This is a genomic window from Xanthomonas codiaei, from assembly GCF_002939785.1.
Lineage (GTDB): Bacteria > Pseudomonadota > Gammaproteobacteria > Xanthomonadales > Xanthomonadaceae > Xanthomonas > Xanthomonas codiaei.
Genome location: NZ_MDEC01000034.1, coordinates 1 through 19,030 on the forward strand (window position 1 = coordinate 1; position 19,030 = coordinate 19,030).

At 66.7% G+C, this 19,030-nt stretch carries 12 protein-coding genes; 3 read left to right on the forward strand and 9 right to left on the reverse strand.

All coding sequences use genetic code 11. The features are described 5' to 3' along the window. Positions 1 to 191 precede the first annotated feature (191 nt). The 8 genes from accC to XcodCFBP4690_RS18960 all read right to left on the reverse strand — a co-directional run bounded on the left by accC (position 192) and on the right by XcodCFBP4690_RS18960 (position 10,936). Positions 192 to 1,559 carry an acetyl-CoA carboxylase biotin carboxylase subunit gene (gene accC / locus XcodCFBP4690_RS18925; protein ID WP_104543417.1) on the reverse strand — a complete coding sequence of 456 codons (1,368 nt, stop codon included), beginning with the start codon at positions 1,557 to 1,559 and terminating at the stop codon, positions 192 to 194. Further along, positions 1,549 to 1,926, reverse strand: coding sequence for a four helix bundle protein (locus XcodCFBP4690_RS18930; RefSeq protein WP_228961641.1), 378 nt, complete (start codon positions 1,924 to 1,926; stop codon positions 1,549 to 1,551). Before XcodCFBP4690_RS18930 ends, accC begins: the two co-directional genes overlap by 11 nt. Before the next feature lie 77 nt (positions 1,927 to 2,003). Then, positions 2,004 to 2,495 (reverse strand): acetyl-CoA carboxylase biotin carboxyl carrier protein, encoded by a 492-nt coding sequence (gene accB, locus XcodCFBP4690_RS18935; RefSeq protein ID WP_104543421.1) that lies wholly within the window; start codon positions 2,493 to 2,495, stop codon positions 2,004 to 2,006. Positions 2,496 to 2,592: 97 nt separating this feature from the next. Next, positions 2,593 to 3,039: a type II 3-dehydroquinate dehydratase gene (gene aroQ, locus XcodCFBP4690_RS18940; RefSeq protein WP_104543423.1), complete on the reverse strand. Its 447-nt coding sequence runs from the start codon at positions 3,037 to 3,039 to the stop codon at positions 2,593 to 2,595. 479 nt (positions 3,040 to 3,518) lie between these two features. Continuing rightward, on the reverse strand, positions 3,519 to 5,642 hold the full coding sequence (locus XcodCFBP4690_RS18945) for a prolyl oligopeptidase family serine peptidase (protein WP_104543425.1): 2,124 nt from the start codon (positions 5,640 to 5,642) through the stop codon (positions 3,519 to 3,521). A 378-nt stretch (positions 5,643 to 6,020) separates the two neighbouring features. Continuing rightward, entirely contained in the window at positions 6,021 to 8,342 is a 2,322-nt protein-coding gene (locus tag XcodCFBP4690_RS18950) for a protein-disulfide reductase DsbD family protein (protein ID WP_104543427.1), read from the reverse strand. Between the two features lie 16 nt (positions 8,343 to 8,358). Further along, positions 8,359 to 8,682, reverse strand: coding sequence for a divalent-cation tolerance protein CutA (gene cutA, locus XcodCFBP4690_RS18955; protein WP_104543429.1), 324 nt, complete (start codon positions 8,680 to 8,682; stop codon positions 8,359 to 8,361). Between the two features lie 484 nt (positions 8,683 to 9,166). Continuing rightward, positions 9,167 to 10,936: an endonuclease gene (locus XcodCFBP4690_RS18960; protein ID WP_104543431.1), complete on the reverse strand. Its 1,770-nt coding sequence runs from the start codon at positions 10,934 to 10,936 to the stop codon at positions 9,167 to 9,169. Positions 10,937 to 11,387: 451 nt separating this feature from the next. On the opposite strand from XcodCFBP4690_RS18960, the gene XcodCFBP4690_RS18965 reads away from it, so the two are divergent. After that, entirely contained in the window at positions 11,388 to 11,675 is a 288-nt protein-coding gene (locus tag XcodCFBP4690_RS18965) for a co-chaperone GroES (protein ID WP_003483210.1), read from the forward strand. A 142-nt stretch (positions 11,676 to 11,817) separates the two neighbouring features. Further along, positions 11,818 to 13,458, forward strand: a complete 1,641-nt coding sequence (groL, locus tag XcodCFBP4690_RS18970) for a chaperonin GroEL (protein WP_029218654.1) — start codon at positions 11,818 to 11,820, stop codon at positions 13,456 to 13,458. Positions 13,459 to 13,575: 117 nt separating this feature from the next. Here groL and xopX read toward each other — a convergent pair whose 3' ends face one another. After that, positions 13,576 to 15,705: a XopX family type III secretion system effector gene (gene xopX / locus XcodCFBP4690_RS18975; RefSeq protein ID WP_104543433.1), complete on the reverse strand. Its 2,130-nt coding sequence runs from the start codon at positions 15,703 to 15,705 to the stop codon at positions 13,576 to 13,578. Positions 15,706 to 16,204: 499 nt separating this feature from the next. Here xopX and XcodCFBP4690_RS18980 point away from each other — a divergent pair, with 499 nt between their 5' ends. Next, a complete protein-coding gene (locus XcodCFBP4690_RS18980; protein WP_167394706.1) occupies positions 16,205 to 19,018 on the forward strand; it encodes a TonB-dependent receptor plug domain-containing protein in 2,814 nt (937 codons plus the stop codon). The last annotated feature ends 12 nt before the right edge of the window (positions 19,019 to 19,030 follow it).

Sequence of the window (19,030 nt, forward strand, 5' to 3'; positions counted from 1 at the left end):
CATCTGGTCTATGGCGTCCTCAAATCGGGCACCGCATTTGACCCACAGAAAGCCCTTGCCAGGTGAGGGGCAAGACGGTATCTACGCAGGGACTGGCTTGATGGCGCGACGCAGTGTCGGCCCGATGCACCTGGGAGCAAAGAAAAAGCCCGGTTTCCCGGGCTTTTCGTTGCGTGCCATGGCGCTGGCGATCAGGTCAAGGCGATCGACTTGTTCTTGCGCTCGGCCAGGCGCTTCTCCAGATAGTGGATGTTCTGCCCACCGGCCTGGAAGCCCTTGTCGCGCATGATGCGCTGCTGCAAAGGGATGTTGGTCTTGATGCCGTCCACCACCATCTCGCTCAGCGCCACGCGCATGCGTGCGATGGCGGTCTCGCGGTCCGGGCCGTGCACGATCAGCTTGCCGATCATCGAATCGTAGTTCGGTGGCACCTTGTAGCCGCTGTAGATGTGTGTATCCACGCGCACGCCCGGGCCGCCCGGCGGATGGAAGGCGGTGATCAGGCCCGGGTTGGGCATGAAGGTTTCCGGATCCTCGGCATTGATGCGGCATTCGATCGCATGCCCGCGCAGCACGATGTCACTCTGCTTGATGCTCAGCTTGTGGCCGGCGGCGATACGCAGCTGCTCGCACACCAGGTCGATGCCGGTGATGCGCTCGGTGACCGGGTGTTCCACCTGGATGCGGGTGTTCATTTCGATGAAGTAGAAACGCCCGTTCTCGAACAGGAATTCGAAGGTGCCGGCGCCGCGGTAGCCGATGCGGATGCAGGCATCCACGCAAACTTTGCCGATCTCGTTGCGCAGTTCTTCGGTGATGCCCGGTGCCGGCGCTTCTTCCACCACCTTCTGGTGGCGGCGCTGCATCGAGCAATCGCGTTCGCCCAGATGGATCGCACCGCCCTGGCCATCGGCGAGCACCTGGATTTCCACGTGGCGCGGATTTTCCAGGAACTTCTCCATGTAGACCTGATCGTTGCTGAAAGCGGCCTTGGCTTCGGACTTGGTGGTTTCGATCGCCGCCTTCAACGCCGCTTCCGAATGCACCACGCGCATGCCGCGCCCGCCGCCACCGCCGGCGGCCTTGATGATCACCGGGTAGCCGATCTCGCGCGCCACCTTGGTGTTGGCGACGATGTCATCGCCCAGCGGGCCGCCCGAGCCGGGCACGCAGGGCACGCCGGCGGCCTTCATGGCGCGGATCGCCTCGACCTTGTCGCCCATCAGGCGGATGGTGTCGGCCTTGGGACCGATGAAGATGAAACCGGATTCCTCCACTCGTTCGGCAAAGTCGGCGTTCTCCGACAAAAAGCCGTAGCCGGGATGGATGGCCTGCGCATCGGTCACCTCGGCCGCGGCGATCAACGCCGGGATGTTGAGGTAGCTGTCGCTGGAGGCAGCCGGGCCGATGCACACCGACTCGTCGGCCATGGCCACGTGCTTGAGGTTGCGGTCGACCGTGGAATGCACCGCGACCGTGCGGATGCCGAGCGTATGACACGCGCGCAGGATGCGCAGCGCGATTTCGCCTCGGTTGGCGATGACGACTTTATCTAGCATGGGATTGGGGATTCGGGATTGGGGATTCGTAGAAGGCGCCGGTCTCGCGGACATGTCGCGATTCGTCCAGCGTGCGGATCAATGCGTTGAGCTTGGCAAACGTGCGATTCAGCAGGTCGGCAATTGCCGCATCGGGCGAGGTGAACTGCAGTCGCGTTGCAATCTGCAGTTGCGTGTCCAGCTCCGCCAATGAGCCGCGCGCCATCGACAGATAACGCAGGTACTCGGCAGTGGAGCGCCTCGCAGCGCCTTCGGCGATGTTGGAAGGAACGCTGATCGCGGCGCGTCGCATCTGTGCCGTCAGTCCAAAGCGTTCGGAATCAGGAAAATCGTGGCTCAGGCGATAGACCGCTTCGACAAGCGACATCGCATCGCGCCACACCGTCAGGCGCTCGTGCGGTCGCTCTTGCGAATCCCGAATCACGATTCCCTAATCCCCGCGCTTCAGCCAATCACAAACAACGGCTGATCGAATTCCACCGGCTGGCCGGTTTCGCCGAGGATGGCCACGATGGTGCCGGAGACGTCGGCTTCGATCGGGTTGAACATCTTCATCGCCTCGATGATCGCCAGGGTGTCGCCGGCCTTGACCGCCTGGCCCACGCTGACGAAGGCCGGCTTGTCCGGGGACGGGGAGGTGTAGAAGGTGCCAACCATGGGGGCGCGCAACACGTGGCCTTCCGGCAGCGCGGCGGCGTGCTTGGCGCCACCGGTGGAGGCCTCGGTGGGCGAATGCATCGGCATGCTGGCCGCCGCCGGTGCCTGCGCCTGCACGGCCGGCGCGGGGGCGTAGGACTGTACCGGCGCGCTCATCACCTGGGTGCCCTTGGGTACGCGCGCCAGGCGCACGCTTTCCTCGCCTTCCTTGATCTCGATTTCGGCGAGATTGGATTCTTCGAGCAGGTCGATCAGTTTCTTGATTTTGCGGAGATCCATGAGGGCCTCTTGAGGTGAATCGGTGGAGAGTGCCGGCGGGCGCCGGCGGAATGGGGTCAGGCCGTCGGCGCGGTGGCCGGCGTCGGCAGGACGGGGATCATGGGTCGCGCTCCAGGCGCGCGATCACCGCTTCCAGCGCCAGCCGGTAGCTGTCGGCGCCGAAGCCGCAGATCACCCCGTCGGCCTTGTCGCTGAGATAGCTGTGGTGGCGGAACGGCTCGCGCGCATGCGGGTTGGACAGGTGGACCTCCACGAACGGCAGGCCCACCCCCAGCAGCGCGTCGCGCAGCGCCACCGAGGTATGGGTGAAGGCGGCCGGGTTGATCAGGATGTAGGCAGTGCCGTCCTCGCGGGCGGCGTGGATGCGCTCCACCAGCACGTGCTCGGCATTGGACTGCAGGCAGCTCAGCGCGTGGCCGGCGGCCTGCGCGCGGTCCACCAGCGCCGCATCGATCTGCGCCAGCGTGGTGCGCCCGTAGACCTCCGGCTCGCGGGTGCCGAGCAGATTGAGGTTGGGGCCATGCAGCAGCAGCAGGTGGGCCATGAGATCCAGCAGAGCGGAAAGGCCGGAAGTCTGCGCGATGCTGGCGATGCTGTCCAGATAGCAGAAGTTATAGCTGTTTTAAACAAGCGATTGAATTCTTGCGATGGGTGCCGGCCGCGTCAGGCGCGACGGGCATCGGCCGGTGCCGATGCAGCGGCATGCCGTGGCGTTCCGAAGTGCCGGCTCCGCGCCCCTGCCGCTGCCGGGGCACGTTTTTCGGATGCGCGCCTCCAGTGCGCAGCGGGCGCCGACATCGGCGGTCTGCAGCGCCGGTCCAGGCGCATCTTCCGCTGCCCCGCGTCGGGATTCTGTGTCCGCGCCAGCAAGTTCGGCCGTCCCGGCCAACGGGCGCAAGGCGCCCTGGGTCAGGCCGCGCGCGCCCGGCTGGCCCGCCGCAGTGGGTGGCATCCACGCAGCCTGCTCGTGACCACCGTGCACGATGGACGCAGTTGCCGGCCCGATGGCAGTACGGACGGGCCTTACCGGCCTTCTGCTGCCGCAGTGTCGCGCCCGAGGTGCCGCCACAGGAAGGCGTACATCAGCGCAGCACGATGCGCAGCCTGGGCATTGTCGCCAGGGTTGGCGTGGCCGCCCTCCATGCTTTCGTAGAACACCGCGTCCTTGCCCGCATCCAGCATCTTGGCGGCCATCTTGCGTGCGTGCCCGGGGTGGACGCGATCGTCGCGGGTGGAGGTCAGGAAGAGCGTGGGCGGATAGGTCTTGTTCGGATCGAACAGGTGATACGGGGAAAAGGTCTGGATGAACGACCAGTCCGCAGTGTCCGGGTTGCCGTACTCGTCCATCCATGACGCGCCGGCCAGCAGGTGGTTATAGCGGCGCATGTCCAGCAGCGGGGCTTCGATCACTACTGCCCCGAACAGCTGCGGATACTGGGTCAGCATGTTGCCGGCCATCAATCCGCCGTTGCTGCCGCCGCGCACGGCCAGATGCTTGGCCGAGGTGACCTTGCGTGCGATCAGGTCCTGCGCGATGGCGGCCATGTCCTCGTAGGCCTTGTGCCGGTTCTGCTTGAGTGCGGCCTGGTGCCAGCGCGGGCCATACTCGCCGCCGCCACGCATGTTGGACAGTGCGAAGACCCCGCCCTTCTCCAGCCACGCTCGTCCTATGACGCCCGAGTAGTACGGCAGCATCGGGATCTCGAAACCGCCGTAGCCATAGAGTTGGGTCGGTGCGCTGCCATCGAATGCCAGCGCCTTCGGGCGGACCAGGAAATACGGGACGCGGGTGCCATCCTGGCTGGTGACGAAGTGTTGCTCGATGAGGAACCGGCTGGCATCGAAGAACGCCGGCAGCGCTTTGAGGCGCTGCGGTTGCTTGCCGATCTGCGCCAGCGACAGCGTGGGTGGAGTGAGGTCGTCCGCGACGGTGAGCCAGACCGCATCGCTGTCGACGTCGTCCAGCGCCTTGATCTGTGCAGCGCCGAAAGTGGGGGCACCGACGAACGCGCTGCGCTTCCAGCCGTGCGCACCGGGGGTCAGCACGCTCAGCCGTGTTTTGACGTCATCCAGGATGTTGAGTACCAGGTGCGTGCGGGTCCAGACGGCGCTGCTGAGCGAGGCAGTGTCGGTGGGCTGGAAGACCACCTCGAACGCGCGCTTGCCCGCCATGAAATCGTCGAAGCGGGTGGCCAGCAGCGTGCCGGCTGCATAGGTCTTGCCGGCGACGCTCCACGGCTCGCGCAACTCCAGCGTGAGCCATTGGCGATGCAACTGCTTGGTCGCCGAGTCCGGTACCTCGATCTGGGCCAGGCGTCCGTTGCGGTCGCGCAGATACCAGCGCTTGTTGCGGATGCCCAACTCGCGAATCACGATATCCCGTTCGAACCCCGGGGTGTGGTCATGGAAGGCCCTCACGCGCATATCCTGCGGGCTGCCCTCGTAGACGGTCGTGGCGGTATCCAGGGCAGTGCCGCGTTTCCATTGTTTGACCACGCGCGCGTAGCCCGAATCGGTCGTGGTGCCAGCGCCGAAATCGGTACTGACATAGACGGTGTCCTGGTCTATCCAGGAGAGCTCGCCCTTGGCTTCGGGCCGGACGAAGCCGTCCTGCACCCACCGCTTGTCGATCAGATCGAATTCGCGCGTGACATCGGCATCGGCACCGCCGCGCGACAGCGTGATCAGGCAGCGGCGATAGGCCGGACGCAGACAATCGATGTCCTCGTGCTGCCATGCCCAGTCCTTGCCCTCGCTCTGGTTGAGGGCATCCAGATCCAGCACGGTTTCCCACTTCGGTGACGGCTTGCGGTATTCGGCCGGTGTGGTCCGTCGCCAAATGCCGCGCTTGTGTTGCCTGTCCTGCCAGAAGTTGTAATAGCTGTCGCCGATTTTCTGCACATCGGGAATCTTCGCATCCGAGTCCATGACTTCACGGATACGTGTTTCCAGTTGCTGGAATTGGGCAGTGCCGGCCAGCTGTTGCTCGGTGCGCGCATCTTGATGCTTCACCCAGTCGAGCGCCTTTGTGCCGGTGACATCCTCCAGCCAGAGATACGGGTCTGTGTTGGCCGGGGCGGCCGCAGCAGTCGCAATGCCGGGCGTCGCAGGTGCTGCATCGGCGCCTGCAATGCCGGCAAAAAGCATTGCTGCGCCGAAAAAGATGCGGGTGGACGTGGGGGCCATTATGTCGCCATCGCCGAGAGGGGGCGACAGCATAAGGTCGAATATCGCGCTGTGACCGCGCGGTGAGTAATGTTGAGAAATGCGCTCATAGAGAAAGCGCTTCACGCTGCGGCGACTTTCTAGGAAAAGAAATGACTGGATGCTGTCGAGTTAATCGCGTGTGGGCTCGGACGCGACGAAATGATGGTCGTGGGCATGCGCGGCGTCTGGCGGTGAGTCGGCAAGCGGGCAGGCTGCCCGATGACAGCAAGGCGCATACGTTCCTGGGATCGCCTCGCAGGCCCAATGTACACCGGTGCAGCCCCCCGCCAGACGCATTGGGGCCTCGAAGATGCCGCCTCAGCGCGCCGCGCGCAGCAGCGCATCCTCGGTGATCGCGCCGGTCAGCACCGTGGGCAGGATCGCCGGTGGAGCGCCGGGGCCGTAGACCACGTACAGCGGCACGCCCACGGCCTGATGCTGGTCCAGGAAGGTGCTGATGGCCGGGTCGACATTGGTCCAGTCGCCTTTCATGTACACCGCATCCACGCGGCGCAGCGCGTCGCGGAACTCGGCGCTGCCCAGCACGTTCTTTTCGTTGGCCTTGCAGGTCACGCACCAGTCGGCGGTCATGTTGACGAACACCACGCGGTTGTCGGCGCGCAGGCGGTCCAGCAGCTGCGGCGAGAACGCCACCACGCCTTCGCTGGCGGCGGTGGCCGCAGGCAGGCGCAGGCGGGTGACCCCGACCACCGGCACGATCGCCAGCACCAGCATCACCGCGGCCAGACGCATGCCCGGGCGATTGCTGCTCCAGCGGCTGCGCTCGAAACACCACAGCCCCAGCGCCAGCAAGGTGGCGCCGACCAGCATCAGCGCCACCGCGTCCACGCCGCGCTGCTTGCCCAGTACCCACAGCAGCCAGATCGCGGTGAGGTACATCGGGAACGCCAGCACCTGCTTGAGCGTTTCCATCCAGGCACCGGGCGTGGGCAGGCGGCGGGCCAGCGAGGGGATGAAGCCGATCAGCAGGAACGGCAGCGCCAGGCCCAGGCCCAGGGTCAGGAATACCAGCATCGCCAGCAGCGCCGGTGCGGTGAACGCATAGGCCAGCGCGGTGCCCATGAACGGGGCGATGCAGGGACTGGCCACCACGCAGGCCAGCACGCCGGTGAAGAAATCGCCCAGCGGCCCGTTGCGTGCGGCCAGCGACTGGCCGATGCCGCCCAGGTTGCTGCCCAGGGTGAACACGCCCGACAGGCTCAGGCCGACCGCGAACATCAGATAGGCCAGCGCGGCCACGAACCACGGCTGTTGCAGCTGGAAGCCCCAGCCGGCCGCCTGCCCTGCCGCGCGCAGCGCGATCACCAGCCCGCCGATGGCGGCGAAGGACACCAGCACGCCCAGCGAATACCAGACGGCATGGCTGCGCGCGTGGCTGCGGCTCTCGCCGCTATGCGCCAGGCCCAGCACCTTCAGCGACAGGATCGGCAGCACGCAGGGCATCAGGTTCAGCACCAGCCCGCCCAGCAGCGCCAGCGCCAGCATCGCCAGCAGGCCCTTGTCGGTATGTGGCGGCTGGGTGCGCTGCGGGTTGTCGGCCGAGGCGTCGGCCCCCGCACGCGCAGTGCCCTGCGCGGCCTGGGCCTGGGCCGGGGCGGGTTCGGCAGGCGTCTGCCCGGCGGCCAGCGGCGAAATCATCAGCGGCGCGGCCTGCGCCTGGTTCTGCGGCGACACCGTGCCGGCAGGCAGGTCCAGCGCCACGCGGCGGGTCATCGGCGGGTAGCAGATGCCGTCGGTCTGGCAGCCCTGGAAGGTGGCCACCAGGGTCACCCGTGCCGGCTCGGCGCGCTCGCGCAGCAGCGGCAGGGTGACTTCGGCCTGGTCGAAATACACCACCACATCGCCGAAGTGCTCGTCGCGGTGGGTCTTGCCCTGCGGCCAGCGCGGCAGGCCGGTACGCACGCCGCTGCTGCCTTCCACCGCCAGCGAGGTGCGGTCGCGGTAGAGGTAGTAGCCCGGGGCCGGGGTGAAGCGCAGCAGCAGGCTGTTGCCGTCGCCGACGATGGCTTCGAAAGTGAACGCCTGCTCGGCCGGCAGCGGCAGCGCCTCCATGCCGGCGGCCTGGCCGGCGGCGCCGAACAGCCGCGGGCCGGAGGCGCTGCGCGGTACCAGTGCGCCCAGGTTCTCGCGCGGCGGGGCGGCAGCGGTGGCCTGTGCGTCGGGCAGGGCGACGCGGATCTCGCGGCGCTGCGGCGGGTAGCATACCCCTGCGTCGGCGCAGCCCTGGTACTGGACCTGCAGCACCGCGGTCTGCAGCGACGGCTCGGCCTTGCCGGCCAGGGTGGCCTGCAGCAGCTTGCGGTAGGTCTGCACCTGGCCGAAGAACTCGTCGTGCTTGCTCTGGCCTTCCGGCAGGGCCAGTTCGCCGGCGCTGAAGCCCTGTCCGGATTTGACGCTGATGCGGTGGCGGTACAGGTAATAGCCGGGCGCGATCTTCCATTGCAGCGCGATGCTGTCGCGGCTGTCTGCCTGCGCGCTCAGTACGAAGGCCTGGTCCACCGGCAGCAGGTCGGCTTCGCTGACCGCCTGCGCGGCGGGCGCCAGCAGCGCCAGCGACGCGGCCAACAGGGGGGCGGCCAACCGTACGCGGCGGGCGATCCAGCGGGACAGGGACTTCATGGAGGTTGAGGATTCCTTAGCGGGTTTCGGTGCGGACCCAATCGAGATAGGCCGGCAGCCCGGCGCTGGCTTGGACCGCCACCGCCTCCGGCAGTTCATACGGATGCAGCGCCTGCAGCCGTGCGATGGCGTCCGGCAGGCGGTCTTCCCAGGTCTTGATCAACAACTGCACTTCCTGGCTGCGCTCGATCGCCCCGTTCCAGCGATACAGCGATTGCACGCCGGGCAGTTGGGTCACGCAGGCGGCCAGGCGTTCGTCCAGCAGCGCATGGGCGATACGGTCGGCGCTGTCGGCATCCGGGCAGGTGCTGAGCAACAGATGGAGGGAAGAGGCAGTCATCGGACCCGGCAGTGTAATCCTCCTGCCTGCGGGGGATCGACCGGGGATTCCGGAACGCGGCATCCATTTCGCCCCACGGCCGGCGTGCCTGCAGGGCACGATGGCGTTCGCGGGAGGCGGGGTGGCTCTCACGTCGTGAAACATGGCATGACCCGCGCTGGCTGGACGGAGCGCCGGATCCGCACGCGGCATCCGCCTTCGATACAGCCGGCCGCGCGGCACTGCGCGGACGGTGCCATCGGATGAGGCGCCGAGGTGGGGTGGCGGTGACCGCGGCGCGTGCCGGGTCGGTGCCTCACCCCAGGCCGGGGTGGGTGAGGCAGCTCTCGGGCGACTGCTGGCGCAGATCGCGCAGCGTCCATGGTGCCGGTCGTCAGCGACAGGGTGGAGGGCGCGGCCGCCCGGGCAGCGATGCGGCTGCCGTCACGCGTCGCTGCAGACACAGCGCCCCGGCCCGGCGCATCCCGCGCCGGGCCGGTATCGCTCAGTTGGCCAGCTGGCAGCTGGCCGGCTTGGCCGAGTTGAACAGGCTAGCAGTGGCCCATTCGGGGTGATCGACGAACGGATTGCGGTTGCCCTGGAAGCTGAAGATCACCTGGTTGCGGGCGCGCTCGGCATCGTCCGGCGGATCGGCCTGATGCCAGGCCAGCAGCGTGGACAGCAGGCCCATGTAGGCGGGCGAGGCCGAGGTCTGCACGATCCGGCTGCGGTCGTCGGTGAGCTCCAGGTCCGGCTCGGACTGCCCGGTGCCTGCATCGGTGCCGCCTTCGTAGCGGATCGCCATGTACATCACCGCACGCGCCATGTCGCCCTTGCGCCGGCCCCACACCTCGAAGCTGCCGCCGTTGCCGTCTGGCGTGCGCACCCAGTTGGAATTGCCCGGATAGCGCCCGCTGCCGCCGCCACTGCCGTCGTTGACCTCGGTCACCCGCTCGCCGCAGCTGCTGGTGCAGGTGGCATAGGGTTTGTTGCCGCGGTCGGCGTTGAAGGCGGTGTCGGTCAGGTACAGCATGTGGGTGTCGGTGTAGGGCGCGTACGGCAGGCCGCGGTCGCCGGTGGCGCTGCCGAAGCCCAGCGAGTTGGGCCAGGTGTGCTCGCGGTTGTAGGTGAGCCCGCTGCCGGTGCCGGCGCGGTCGCTGACCTTGGCGTAGCTGCGGTTGCGGTAGGCGTCCAGGATGCGGCCGCTGTTGTTGGGGTCCTCGTCGGCCATCTCCAGGATGGTCCAGGTGCTGGTACCGGTGCCGCTGTACGGGTACACCGTGTGGCCCTTGATGGTGGCATGCAGCGAACAGCGCAGCTGGCTGGCGTTGGCGGTGTTCACCCGCGAGTAGTAGCCGGTGCCGCCGCCGCTGGCGGTGGCCACGGTGAAGGCGATGGATTGATTGGCCGCCGGGTTCAGGCCGCTGGCATCGCGGATGGCGCTGGCGGTGATCGCCAGGGTGCAGCGCTCGCCGCCGACCAGGGCGGTGTTGGTGGACAGCGTGAACCGGGTGCCGGTCGTTGCGTAGCTCAGCGCCACGTTGCCGGAGCTGGCGCAGCTCAGCGCAAAGGCACCGCTGCTCAGAGTTACCGCCTCGCTGAAGCCCACTGCCAGATCGCCGGCGGCCGGGAAGCCGGTGGCGCCCTGGGTCGGGGTGGTGCTGGTGATCGTCGGCGCGCCAGTCGTGCCGCCACCGCTGCCGTTGAAGCTCTGGCCGCGGTTGCAGGCGCCGAAGGTCTGCGCCGCCGAGCCGGCCCAGCTGAAGTTGGCCGCGTTGCTGCCGGTGCCGGTCAGCTGCAGCGAGCTGCCGACCGCGCTGCTGTTGCTCTCGCTGACCGGCAGGTTCTGGCTGGCGACCCCGGCCGCCGCGCCGCCGCTGCCGGTGATGGCGCCTTCGTAGCTGAGGAACTGCACCAACTGGCCGCTGGGGTCGACCAGCGCCACGCCGTCGTTGGGACCGTTCTGCACGCCGTTGCTGGCATAGCTCACAGTGGCCATACGCACCTGGCTGCCGCAGCTGACCAAGCTGCCGGCCGGCACCGCAGTGGTGGAGTAGACCGTGGCCGCACCTGGGGTGCTGCCGTTGTAGAGCTGGATGCGGTAGCCGCTCAGCGATTCGCCGGCAGTGGCCACCACTTCCACCCCTTCGCCGCTGTCGCCGGAGGCGCCCGCGTCGTCGTAATGCAGTTCGTTGATGAACACCGCGGCGTGGGCGGTGGGGACGGCCAGGGCGACGGCGCAGGCCAGGGCAAGACTACGGAACGGCAACCTCATCGACAGCTCCTTGTGATCGGGGAATGCGTCGCCGACTGTAGAGCCTGCGCATGACAGTCGGTGGAACCTGGTTCCACTTCAGGGCAATGTCGACTCGGGAGGGTAGGGTGCCATGGCGCGGCGCCCTGCCGGTGCGGTGCGCCCGCCTCGCGCCGGTCGGTGGAGCGTGCCCCGGCCCAGGCGATCGCCCCATTGCTCCGTTCGCGATGGCGCGGCCCGCGCGCGCGGCCCGAACCTTCACGCAGTTCCCGGCTGCACGGTGGCCCCCGCGTGTCGAGCGGATGAAAATTTTTTGCGCCCGGCCCTTGAAACCCGCCCGCCCAGCACAATCTCTGGCCCGCACCCGCTCTGTCGGGTTTTTTCCGCGCGCTGTGCTGGCAGTCGTCATGTGCGAGTGCTAACATCGCCGATAATTTCCAGGCCAATCAATCACTTAAGAGGGTCTTTCTCTATGAGCATCAAGCCGCTTCACGACCGCGTTGTAGTCAAGCCGATCGAAGCCGACGAAGTTTCCGCCGGCGGCATCGTGATCCCGGACTCGGCCAAGGAAAAGTCCACCAAGGGTGAAGTCGTCGCCATCGGCGCCGGCAAGCCCCTGGACAACGGCAGCCTGCGCGCGCCGGTGGTTAAGGTCGGCGACAAGGTCATCTACGGCCAGTACGCCGGCAGCAGCTACAAGTCCGAAGGCGTCGAGTACAAGGTGCTGCGCGAAGACGACATCCTGGCCGTCATCGGCTGATAGCCGTTGCCGGCGGGATTCGGGATTCGGGAGTCGAGATTCGGGATTGGTCAGTGCGCTTCGCGCAGCCGATCCCGCATCTCCCCGGAACCCGCCCTAGCCAATCCCCAATCCCCAATCTCAAATTCCGGAGTTTCAGACAATGGCTGCTAAAGACATTCGTTTCGGTGAAGACGCACGTACCCGCATGGTCCGTGGCGTCAACGTGCTTGCCAATGCCGTGAAGGCCACCCTGGGCCCGAAGGGCCGCAACGTCGTGCTCGAGAAGAGCTTCGGCGCGCCGACCATCACCAAGGACGGCGTCTCCGTCGCCAAGGAAATCGAACTGGCCGACAAGTTCGAGAACATGGGCGCGCAGATGGTCAAGGAAGTCGCTTCCAAGACCAACGACAACGCCGGCGACGGCACCACCACCGCCACCGTGCTGGCCCAGGCCCTGATCCGCGAAGGCGCCAAGGCCGTGGCCGCCGGCATGAACCCGATGGACCTCAAGCGCGGTATCGACCAGGCCGTCAAGGCCGCCGTGGTCGAGCTGAAGAACATCTCCAAGCCCACCACCGACGACAAGGCGATCGCCCAGGTCGGCACCATCTCGGCCAACTCGGACGAGTCGATCGGCAACATCATTGCCGAAGCGATGCAGAAGGTCGGCAAGGAAGGCGTGATCACCGTTGAAGAAGGCTCGGGCCTGGAAAACGAGCTGGACGTGGTCGAGGGCATGCAGTTCGATCGCGGCTACCTCTCCCCGTACTTCATCAACAACCAGCAGAGCCAGTCGGCCGACCTGGACGACCCGTTCATCCTGCTGCACGACAAGAAGATCTCCAACGTGCGCGACCTGCTGCCCGTGCTGGAAGGCGTGGCCAAGGCCGGCAAGCCGCTGCTGATCGTGGCTGAAGAAGTCGAAGGCGAAGCGCTGGCCACCCTGGTGGTCAACACCATCCGCGGCATCGTCAAGGTCGTGGCCGTCAAGGCACCGGGCTTCGGCGACCGTCGCAAGGCGATGCTGGAAGACATGGCCGTGCTGACCGGCGGCACCGTGATCTCCGAGGAAGTGGGCCTGGCGCTGGAAAAGGCCACCATCAAGGACCTGGGCCGCGCCAAGAAGGTGCAGGTCTCCAAGGAAAACACCACCATCATCGACGGCGCCGGCGACACTGCCGCGATCGAGTCGCGCGTGGGCCAGATCAAGACCCAGATCGAGGACACCTCCTCCGATTACGACCGTGAGAAGCTGCAGGAGCGCGTGGCCAAGCTGGCCGGTGGCGTGGCGGTGATCAAGGTCGGCGCGTCCACCGAAATCGAAATGAAGGAAAAGAAGGCGCGCGTCGAAGACGCCCTGCACGCGACCCGTGCAGCCGTCGAAGAAGGCGTGGTCCCGGGCGGCGGCGTGGCCCTGGTGCGTGCGCTGGTGGCCGTGGGCGAGCTGAAGGGCGCCAACGAAGACCAGACCCACGGCATCCAGATCGCCCTGCGCGCCATGGAAGCCCCGCTGCGCGAAATCGTCGCCAATGCCGGCGAAGAGCCGTCCGTGATCCTGAACAAGGTCAAGGAAGGCAGCGGCAACTACGGCTACAACGCCGCCAACGGCGAGTTCGGCGACATGGTCGAATTCGGCATCCTGGACCCGACCAAGGTCACCCGTTCGGCGCTGCAGAACGCAGCCTCGATCGCCGGCCTGATGATCACCACCGAAGCCATGGTGGCCGATGCACCGAAGAAGGACGAGCCGGCAATGCCGGCCGGCGGTGGCATGGGCGGCATGGGCGGCATGGATTTCTGATCCGCGCCAATTCGGCTGTTGCGTTAAAAAAACCCCGCCGAACGGCGGGGTTTTTTATGCGCGTCACTCACGCTTGCGCATGCACATGGCAGTTGCCGATGACCGGCGCTCGTCCCGTCAGGACGAAGGCGCTGTGCTGGTTGCGGCCTGATCCGGCGACCGATGCGCGTGCGCAGGCGAGCGTTGCTCAGGCGAGGCGCTGGCTGCGGCCAACGCGGCGTCGTCGTTCGTCTCCTCGATATCGGCGATGTCGTCGATTTCGGTGATCGTGACGCTGCTGCTGGGCCTGGTCTGCGCCTGCGCGCCGGCGTCCTCGATCACCTGCAGGGCGATCTCGCCGACCCGCTGCGCATACTCCTGTGCCTGGTCCGGCGACAGGCTCTGCACATATCTGGCCGTGTCTTCCACGTTCTGGATGAGCTCCTCGGGCGAGGACGGCATGCGGGTTGCGAGCGTGGTGCCGTCGGGCCCTCTGAACACCCGCATGACCTGCGCGCCGCCCCAGTTCATCGCCAGCTCTGCGCCACGCGCCATCGGGCCCGGCATGGTCATCGACATCAGCGACATGATCGCGCCGGCGTAGTAGGGCGATGCCGACGAGGATTCGATCAGGCTCTTGTCTGCCAAGGTCTTGGACAGTTTCTCCACGCCCAGGGCCAGCGCCATCACCAAGCTGCCGGAGCACATGGCCTTGAAGCGCTCCATTGCGTCCTGGCGGGTCGCATGTGCGTTGAGCGCCGACTGCATCATCACGGTCGTGACAAGGATGGAGTCGGCAACCAGGTCGACCGTGCCGATCCGATCCGGTTGGATCAGGTAGACCGTCAGCCCGGTCACTCCGGCCGCCAGCGTCGCCAGTGCCAGCTTGGGGGCAATGTCGTGGTTGGTGACCTGGCGCGGGATGGTGGTTGGCTGGTCCTGATTCTGGTTCTGGTCCACTTGTAGCGCAGTGCTCAGTCGCTTGCTGCATTGGTCCAGCGTCTCCAGCAGGTGCGTGCACTGGGCATTGAGCGTACGGGTGAGCTCGTGCCCTTGGCTCGGGTCGGTGAACGCGCGACGTGCCTGTTGAAACGCTTCTCGGCCGTTCTCCAGAGCGGCGCAGATCTCGTTGAGTTGCGTGCGCAGTTGCGCGCTGATCTGGCCGGGCGTCAGGCGTGCACGCAACCGCTGCGCCTGGCTCTGAAACCCGGCGCTTTCTGCAATGCCGGCGCCCAGGTGCGACACCTTGTGCTGCAGTCGATTGCCGAGCACGTTGAGGCTGTTCCAGAGGAAAGGCGTGAGCACCATCGCCGCGCACGCGGTCGATGCGGCCGCGGCAAATCCCGGGTTGTTTTCCACTGCTTCGGCCTGGTGCCGCATGGACGGGTTGCCGAATTTCTTGGGCAGTTCGGTGGTGAGGAACAATCCGTTGAGCAAAATCGAGTAGAAGTGCATCTCGTTGGCGTCGCGCCCCAGCTGCCCGCCCATCAGCGGGAACGGAAGCCCGTCGGCGGTGGGGCGCAGCGCAGAGGCCGAAAGCGTCATCACGCCCTTGGTTGCCGCGGCGATGGAATAGGCGAAGGTCTTGGCCTGGTTGCCCAGAAACGGACTGGGAACGACCAGGGGCCACAGATTGACCAGGTTGGCCAGCGACTTCAGCGCCCGCCCGGCAGCAGGTGTGCCGTGCTCCAGCGGCTGCAGCGCGTCTTCCACGGCCTTGATGTCGCCGAGCAATTGCTGGCGAAAGCGTGCTTCCAGACCGGTTGCCGCTTCGATGACATCGCGTAGCTGGGTGATCTGCTGGCGGCACGCGGCCAGACTGTGCGGCGCGTGCTGTTCCGGGTCGGTGTGACGCACCATCTGCAGGAATGCAGGATCGTCCGCATGGATCTGCAGCATGGTGCGCAGATCCGCCAGCGACCAGAGATCGGACGCCCCCTTCGATACCGCAGCGTAAGCCTGCTGAACGCCGCTTGCCAATGCAGCGTTTGCGCGGGCGGCAAGCGAGGGGGCGGTGGACGGGCCGGCGGCGCGTTCGGGTGAATGGGCTGGCGGTTCAGCGTCGTGCGAGGGCACCGGCGAAGCGCCGTGCTCGGAGTCGGCGGTGGACGCGCGCGAACGGCTGCGCGGAGTGAGCGCCGACAAGCTGGGGTGGAGCGGCGTTTGCGTCGGCGACGTGGCGTCGGCGACCGGAGCGTTGTCGGTATGGGTGTCGTGCAATGGCGCCGGGGAAGAGGGGCCTGCGGTTTGCTGTTTCTTGATCTCCATGGTGGGTTTCCTTGATGGGAGGGAGCGGCCAGCGGGTACTGGCTGGCGCACATGCATCATTCGAACAAGCCTGCCCGGCCGGCATAACGCGATGCGAACTCCTGCGTTGCAGGAAGAACCAACCAGGCAGGACGGTGGCAACTTGTGATCGCATGACCTGTTGCACCTGCGCAGGGTCGAGTGCGCTGGGCGCGCAGGAATCGTGGTGGAGGCACCCCAGCCGGCCGCATCATCGATCGCCGTCACACTCTGTCACCACCTGTTGACACCGATGTCATCGCAGCCTTAGCGTCGCTTGGCAGGCGTTTGCGCCGAGCGGTCGGGGGGCCGTCGGACAAGGGGCAGCGGTGCATGCATCGCTGGCAGGCGTCGTTGCAGCGCACCGCCACGCCGGCCATGTCCGGCTTCTCCCGGGGATCTTATGAACTGCCGCAGTCATCGCCTTGCCTTGTCGATTTCCGTGTCCCTTGCCATGACCGCCGCGTTCGCGCCGCCGCTCATGGCCCAGCAAACCGAAACGGATGCGCCGCGTGCCACATCCACGCTGGATGCGGTCAGCGTGACCGGTTCGCGCATCAAACGTGCGCAGGTCGAAGGCGCACAACCGGTGGTCACCATCTCCGCGCAGCAGATCCAGCAGGAAGGCTTCGCCACCGTCTACGACGTGCTCAACAGCATGAACCAGCAGGGCTCGGTGGAAGCCGACACGCAGTGGGGATCGCACACGCCCAACGCCTCGCCGATCAACCTGCGCGACCTGGGGCCGGGCCGCACGCTGCTGCTGGTCAACAGCCGCCGCGTGGCCGATTACCCGCTGCCCTGTGGCGGCGAAAGCAATTTCTCCAACTACAGCAACATCCCCGCCGCCGCAGTGGAGCGTATCGACATCCTTACCGGCGGCGCTTCGGCGATCTATGGTTCGGACGCGGTGGCCGGCGTGATCAACGTGATCCTCAAGCGCGACTACCAGGGCGACCAATTCCGCCTGCGCGGCGGTACCGCCACCGAGGGCGGGCGCGATACCTTCGACGCGTCCTGGGCCGGCGGGCGCACCGGCGAGAACTGGAGCGTGACCTACGCGCTGCAGGCCACCCGGCGCGACCCGCTGAGCGGGCGCGATCGCCCGCAGATGGACGATTCGGACGATATGTCCTACTCCAACTGGACCGGCCAGAACCGCCGTTATGGCTTCAATCCGTTCACCGGTCTGAGCCTGGTCGACGCCACGACCAACGAGCGCCTGGCGCCGCCGGCCGGCACCTGCGCGCGCTTCGGCGGCGAGTTCATCGACGGCCAACGGCTGAGCTACAACCAGAACACCGGTGCGCTCACCGACGCCGGCAGTTACTGCGGCATGGCGCGCGATTACGGCGACTGGGGCCTGGTCACCGGCAGCGAGGATTACTCGGCGTATCTGTACGGCACCTGGAAGTTCGGTCAGGCCACCGAGGCCTGGGCCACGCTGTCGGCCAACCGCAGCATCGGGCGCTGGACCTACGACCCGCCGTATGTGCTGATCGGGCCGTTCCAGGATGCGCGCACCGGGCGCCAGTTGACTGCCATCCGCCAGCTCACCCGCCGCGAAGCCGGTGGCTGGGATCGCCTGGCCAACTACAACAAGGAGCAGTCCTGGGATCTGGGCGCGGGCCTGCGCGGTGTGTGGGCCGACCGCTTCGATTGGGAGCTGAGCGTGGGCCGTTCGCGCTACACCGTGGACGAGTACATCCGCACCGTGGATACCGCGCGCGCTACCGAGTATTTTCTCGGCAGCCCGCTCGGCACCGGTGCGAGCGGAAATCCGATCTACGCGGTCAACGAAGCGCGCTGGTACACGCCGTTGTCCGGTAACGCGTACGACGACCTGGTTGCCAAGTCGCATAACTCGGCCTATTCGTGGGTGAACCAGGCCGCTTTCAGCCTCAGTGGCGACGTGGTGCAGGGCTGGGCCGGGCCGATCCGCTTCGCCACCGTGGCCGAAGTCGCCAAGCAGGGCTATCAGCTCTCGCCCGACCCCTGCGCCAACGAGTGCTACCCGGTGGACGTGGTCGACAGCGGTGGTGGCGAGCGCCTGCGCAGCTCGGCCGGGCTGGAATTCCAGATCCCGCTGCTGTCCACGCTCAGCGCCAATATCGCCGGCCGCTACGACCGCTACAGCAACTATCGTTCGTCTGCGGCCATCCAGACCGAGGTGGGCGAGCAGAGCGACACCACCTGGAGCGCCGGCCTGGAATGGCGGCCGGTGGACAGCCTGCTGGTGCGCAGCACCCTGGCCACCAGCTTTCGCGCACCGGACATGCACTACGTGCTGGGCGAACCCAGTTCCACCAACCAGACCGTGATCGACCAGTACCGCTGCATCACCTCCGGCGCGTACCAGACCGGCGGCTGCAACGACGAGAACAACAACATCTTCTACACCGTGGACGTGAACCGGCGCGGCACTCCGGACCTGCGCTCGGAAACCGGCCGCTCGTTCACCGGCGGGGTGGTGTGGGACATCGTGCAAGGCCTGTCGCTGAGCGTGGACTATTACCGCATCCGGCTGGAGGACATGATCAAGGACCTGGATCGCGACGAGATCCTGTCGGCCGAAGCCGGCTGCCGTACCGGCACCACCATCAGCGGCGGCGCCTGGAACAATCCCGGCGGCGCCGGCTACTGCGACACCATCACCTCGCGCGTGGCGCGCAATGCCGACGGCACCATCGCCAGCATCGAACGCGGACCGATCAACCTCGCGCAGATGGAAACCTCCGGCATCGACGCGTCGTTGAAATACCGGCTGAGCACGGCCGGCTGGGGCAACTTCCAGCTGTCGCTGGAATACAACAATCTGATCGCCTACCGCGAGCAGATCTACCGCACCGACAGCGACGAGAACCGCCGCGACGAACGCGTGCGCAGCCGCGTGCGTGGCAGCGTGCATTGGGACAACGGCGGCGCCTGGGACTGGACCGTGTACTTCCGCCGGCTCGGTTCGATGCGCGCGGTCAACTGGGGCACCTGCGCCCGCTTCGACGACGGCTACCAGCCCAGCGCTTCGGACCAGTGCCTGGTCACCGATACCGGCAACGTGAATCTGGGCCAGACCAGCAAGCGCTACTTCGGCCGCGTGGGTCCGGCGATCTACTGGAACCTCAGCACCGGCTACAGGATCACCGACCACGCCAAGGTCAATTTCTACGTCAACAACGTGTTCAACGAAGTGGGCTACGAGAACAAGGAGCGCTTCTACGGCTACGGTTTCTACAACACCACCTTGTTCAACCCGATCGGCCGCGAAGTGGCGGCGGAGTACATCTTCACGTTCTGAGTGAGTGTCATT

Coding starts and splice junctions, on each gene's coding strand:
- XcodCFBP4690_RS18980 (WP_167394706.1), top strand. CDS start 16,205: ATGGCCCAGCAAACCGAAACGGATGCGCCGCGTGCCACATCCACGCTG.
- XcodCFBP4690_RS18930 (WP_228961641.1), bottom strand. CDS start 1,926: ATGTCGCTTGTCGAAGCGGTCTATCGCCTGAGCCACGATTTTCCTGAT.
- aroQ (WP_104543423.1), bottom strand. CDS start 3,039: ATGGCCCACCTGCTGCTGCTGCATGGCCCCAACCTCAATCTGCTCGGC.
- accB (WP_104543421.1), bottom strand. CDS start 2,495: ATGGATCTCCGCAAAATCAAGAAACTGATCGACCTGCTCGAAGAATCC.
- xopX (WP_104543433.1), bottom strand. CDS start 15,705: ATGGAGATCAAGAAACAGCAAACCGCAGGCCCCTCTTCCCCGGCGCCA.
- XcodCFBP4690_RS18965 (WP_003483210.1), top strand. CDS start 11,388: ATGAGCATCAAGCCGCTTCACGACCGCGTTGTAGTCAAGCCGATCGAA.
- groL (WP_029218654.1), top strand. CDS start 11,818: ATGGCTGCTAAAGACATTCGTTTCGGTGAAGACGCACGTACCCGCATG.
- cutA (WP_104543429.1), bottom strand. CDS start 8,682: ATGACTGCCTCTTCCCTCCATCTGTTGCTCAGCACCTGCCCGGATGCC.
- accC (WP_104543417.1), bottom strand. CDS start 1,559: ATGCTAGATAAAGTCGTCATCGCCAACCGAGGCGAAATCGCGCTGCGC.
- XcodCFBP4690_RS18945 (WP_104543425.1), bottom strand. CDS start 5,642: ATGCTTTTTGCCGGCATTGCAGGCGCCGATGCAGCACCTGCGACGCCC.
- XcodCFBP4690_RS18960 (WP_104543431.1), bottom strand. CDS start 10,936: ATGAGGTTGCCGTTCCGTAGTCTTGCCCTGGCCTGCGCCGTCGCCCTG.
- XcodCFBP4690_RS18950 (WP_104543427.1), bottom strand. CDS start 8,342: ATGAAGTCCCTGTCCCGCTGGATCGCCCGCCGCGTACGGTTGGCCGCC.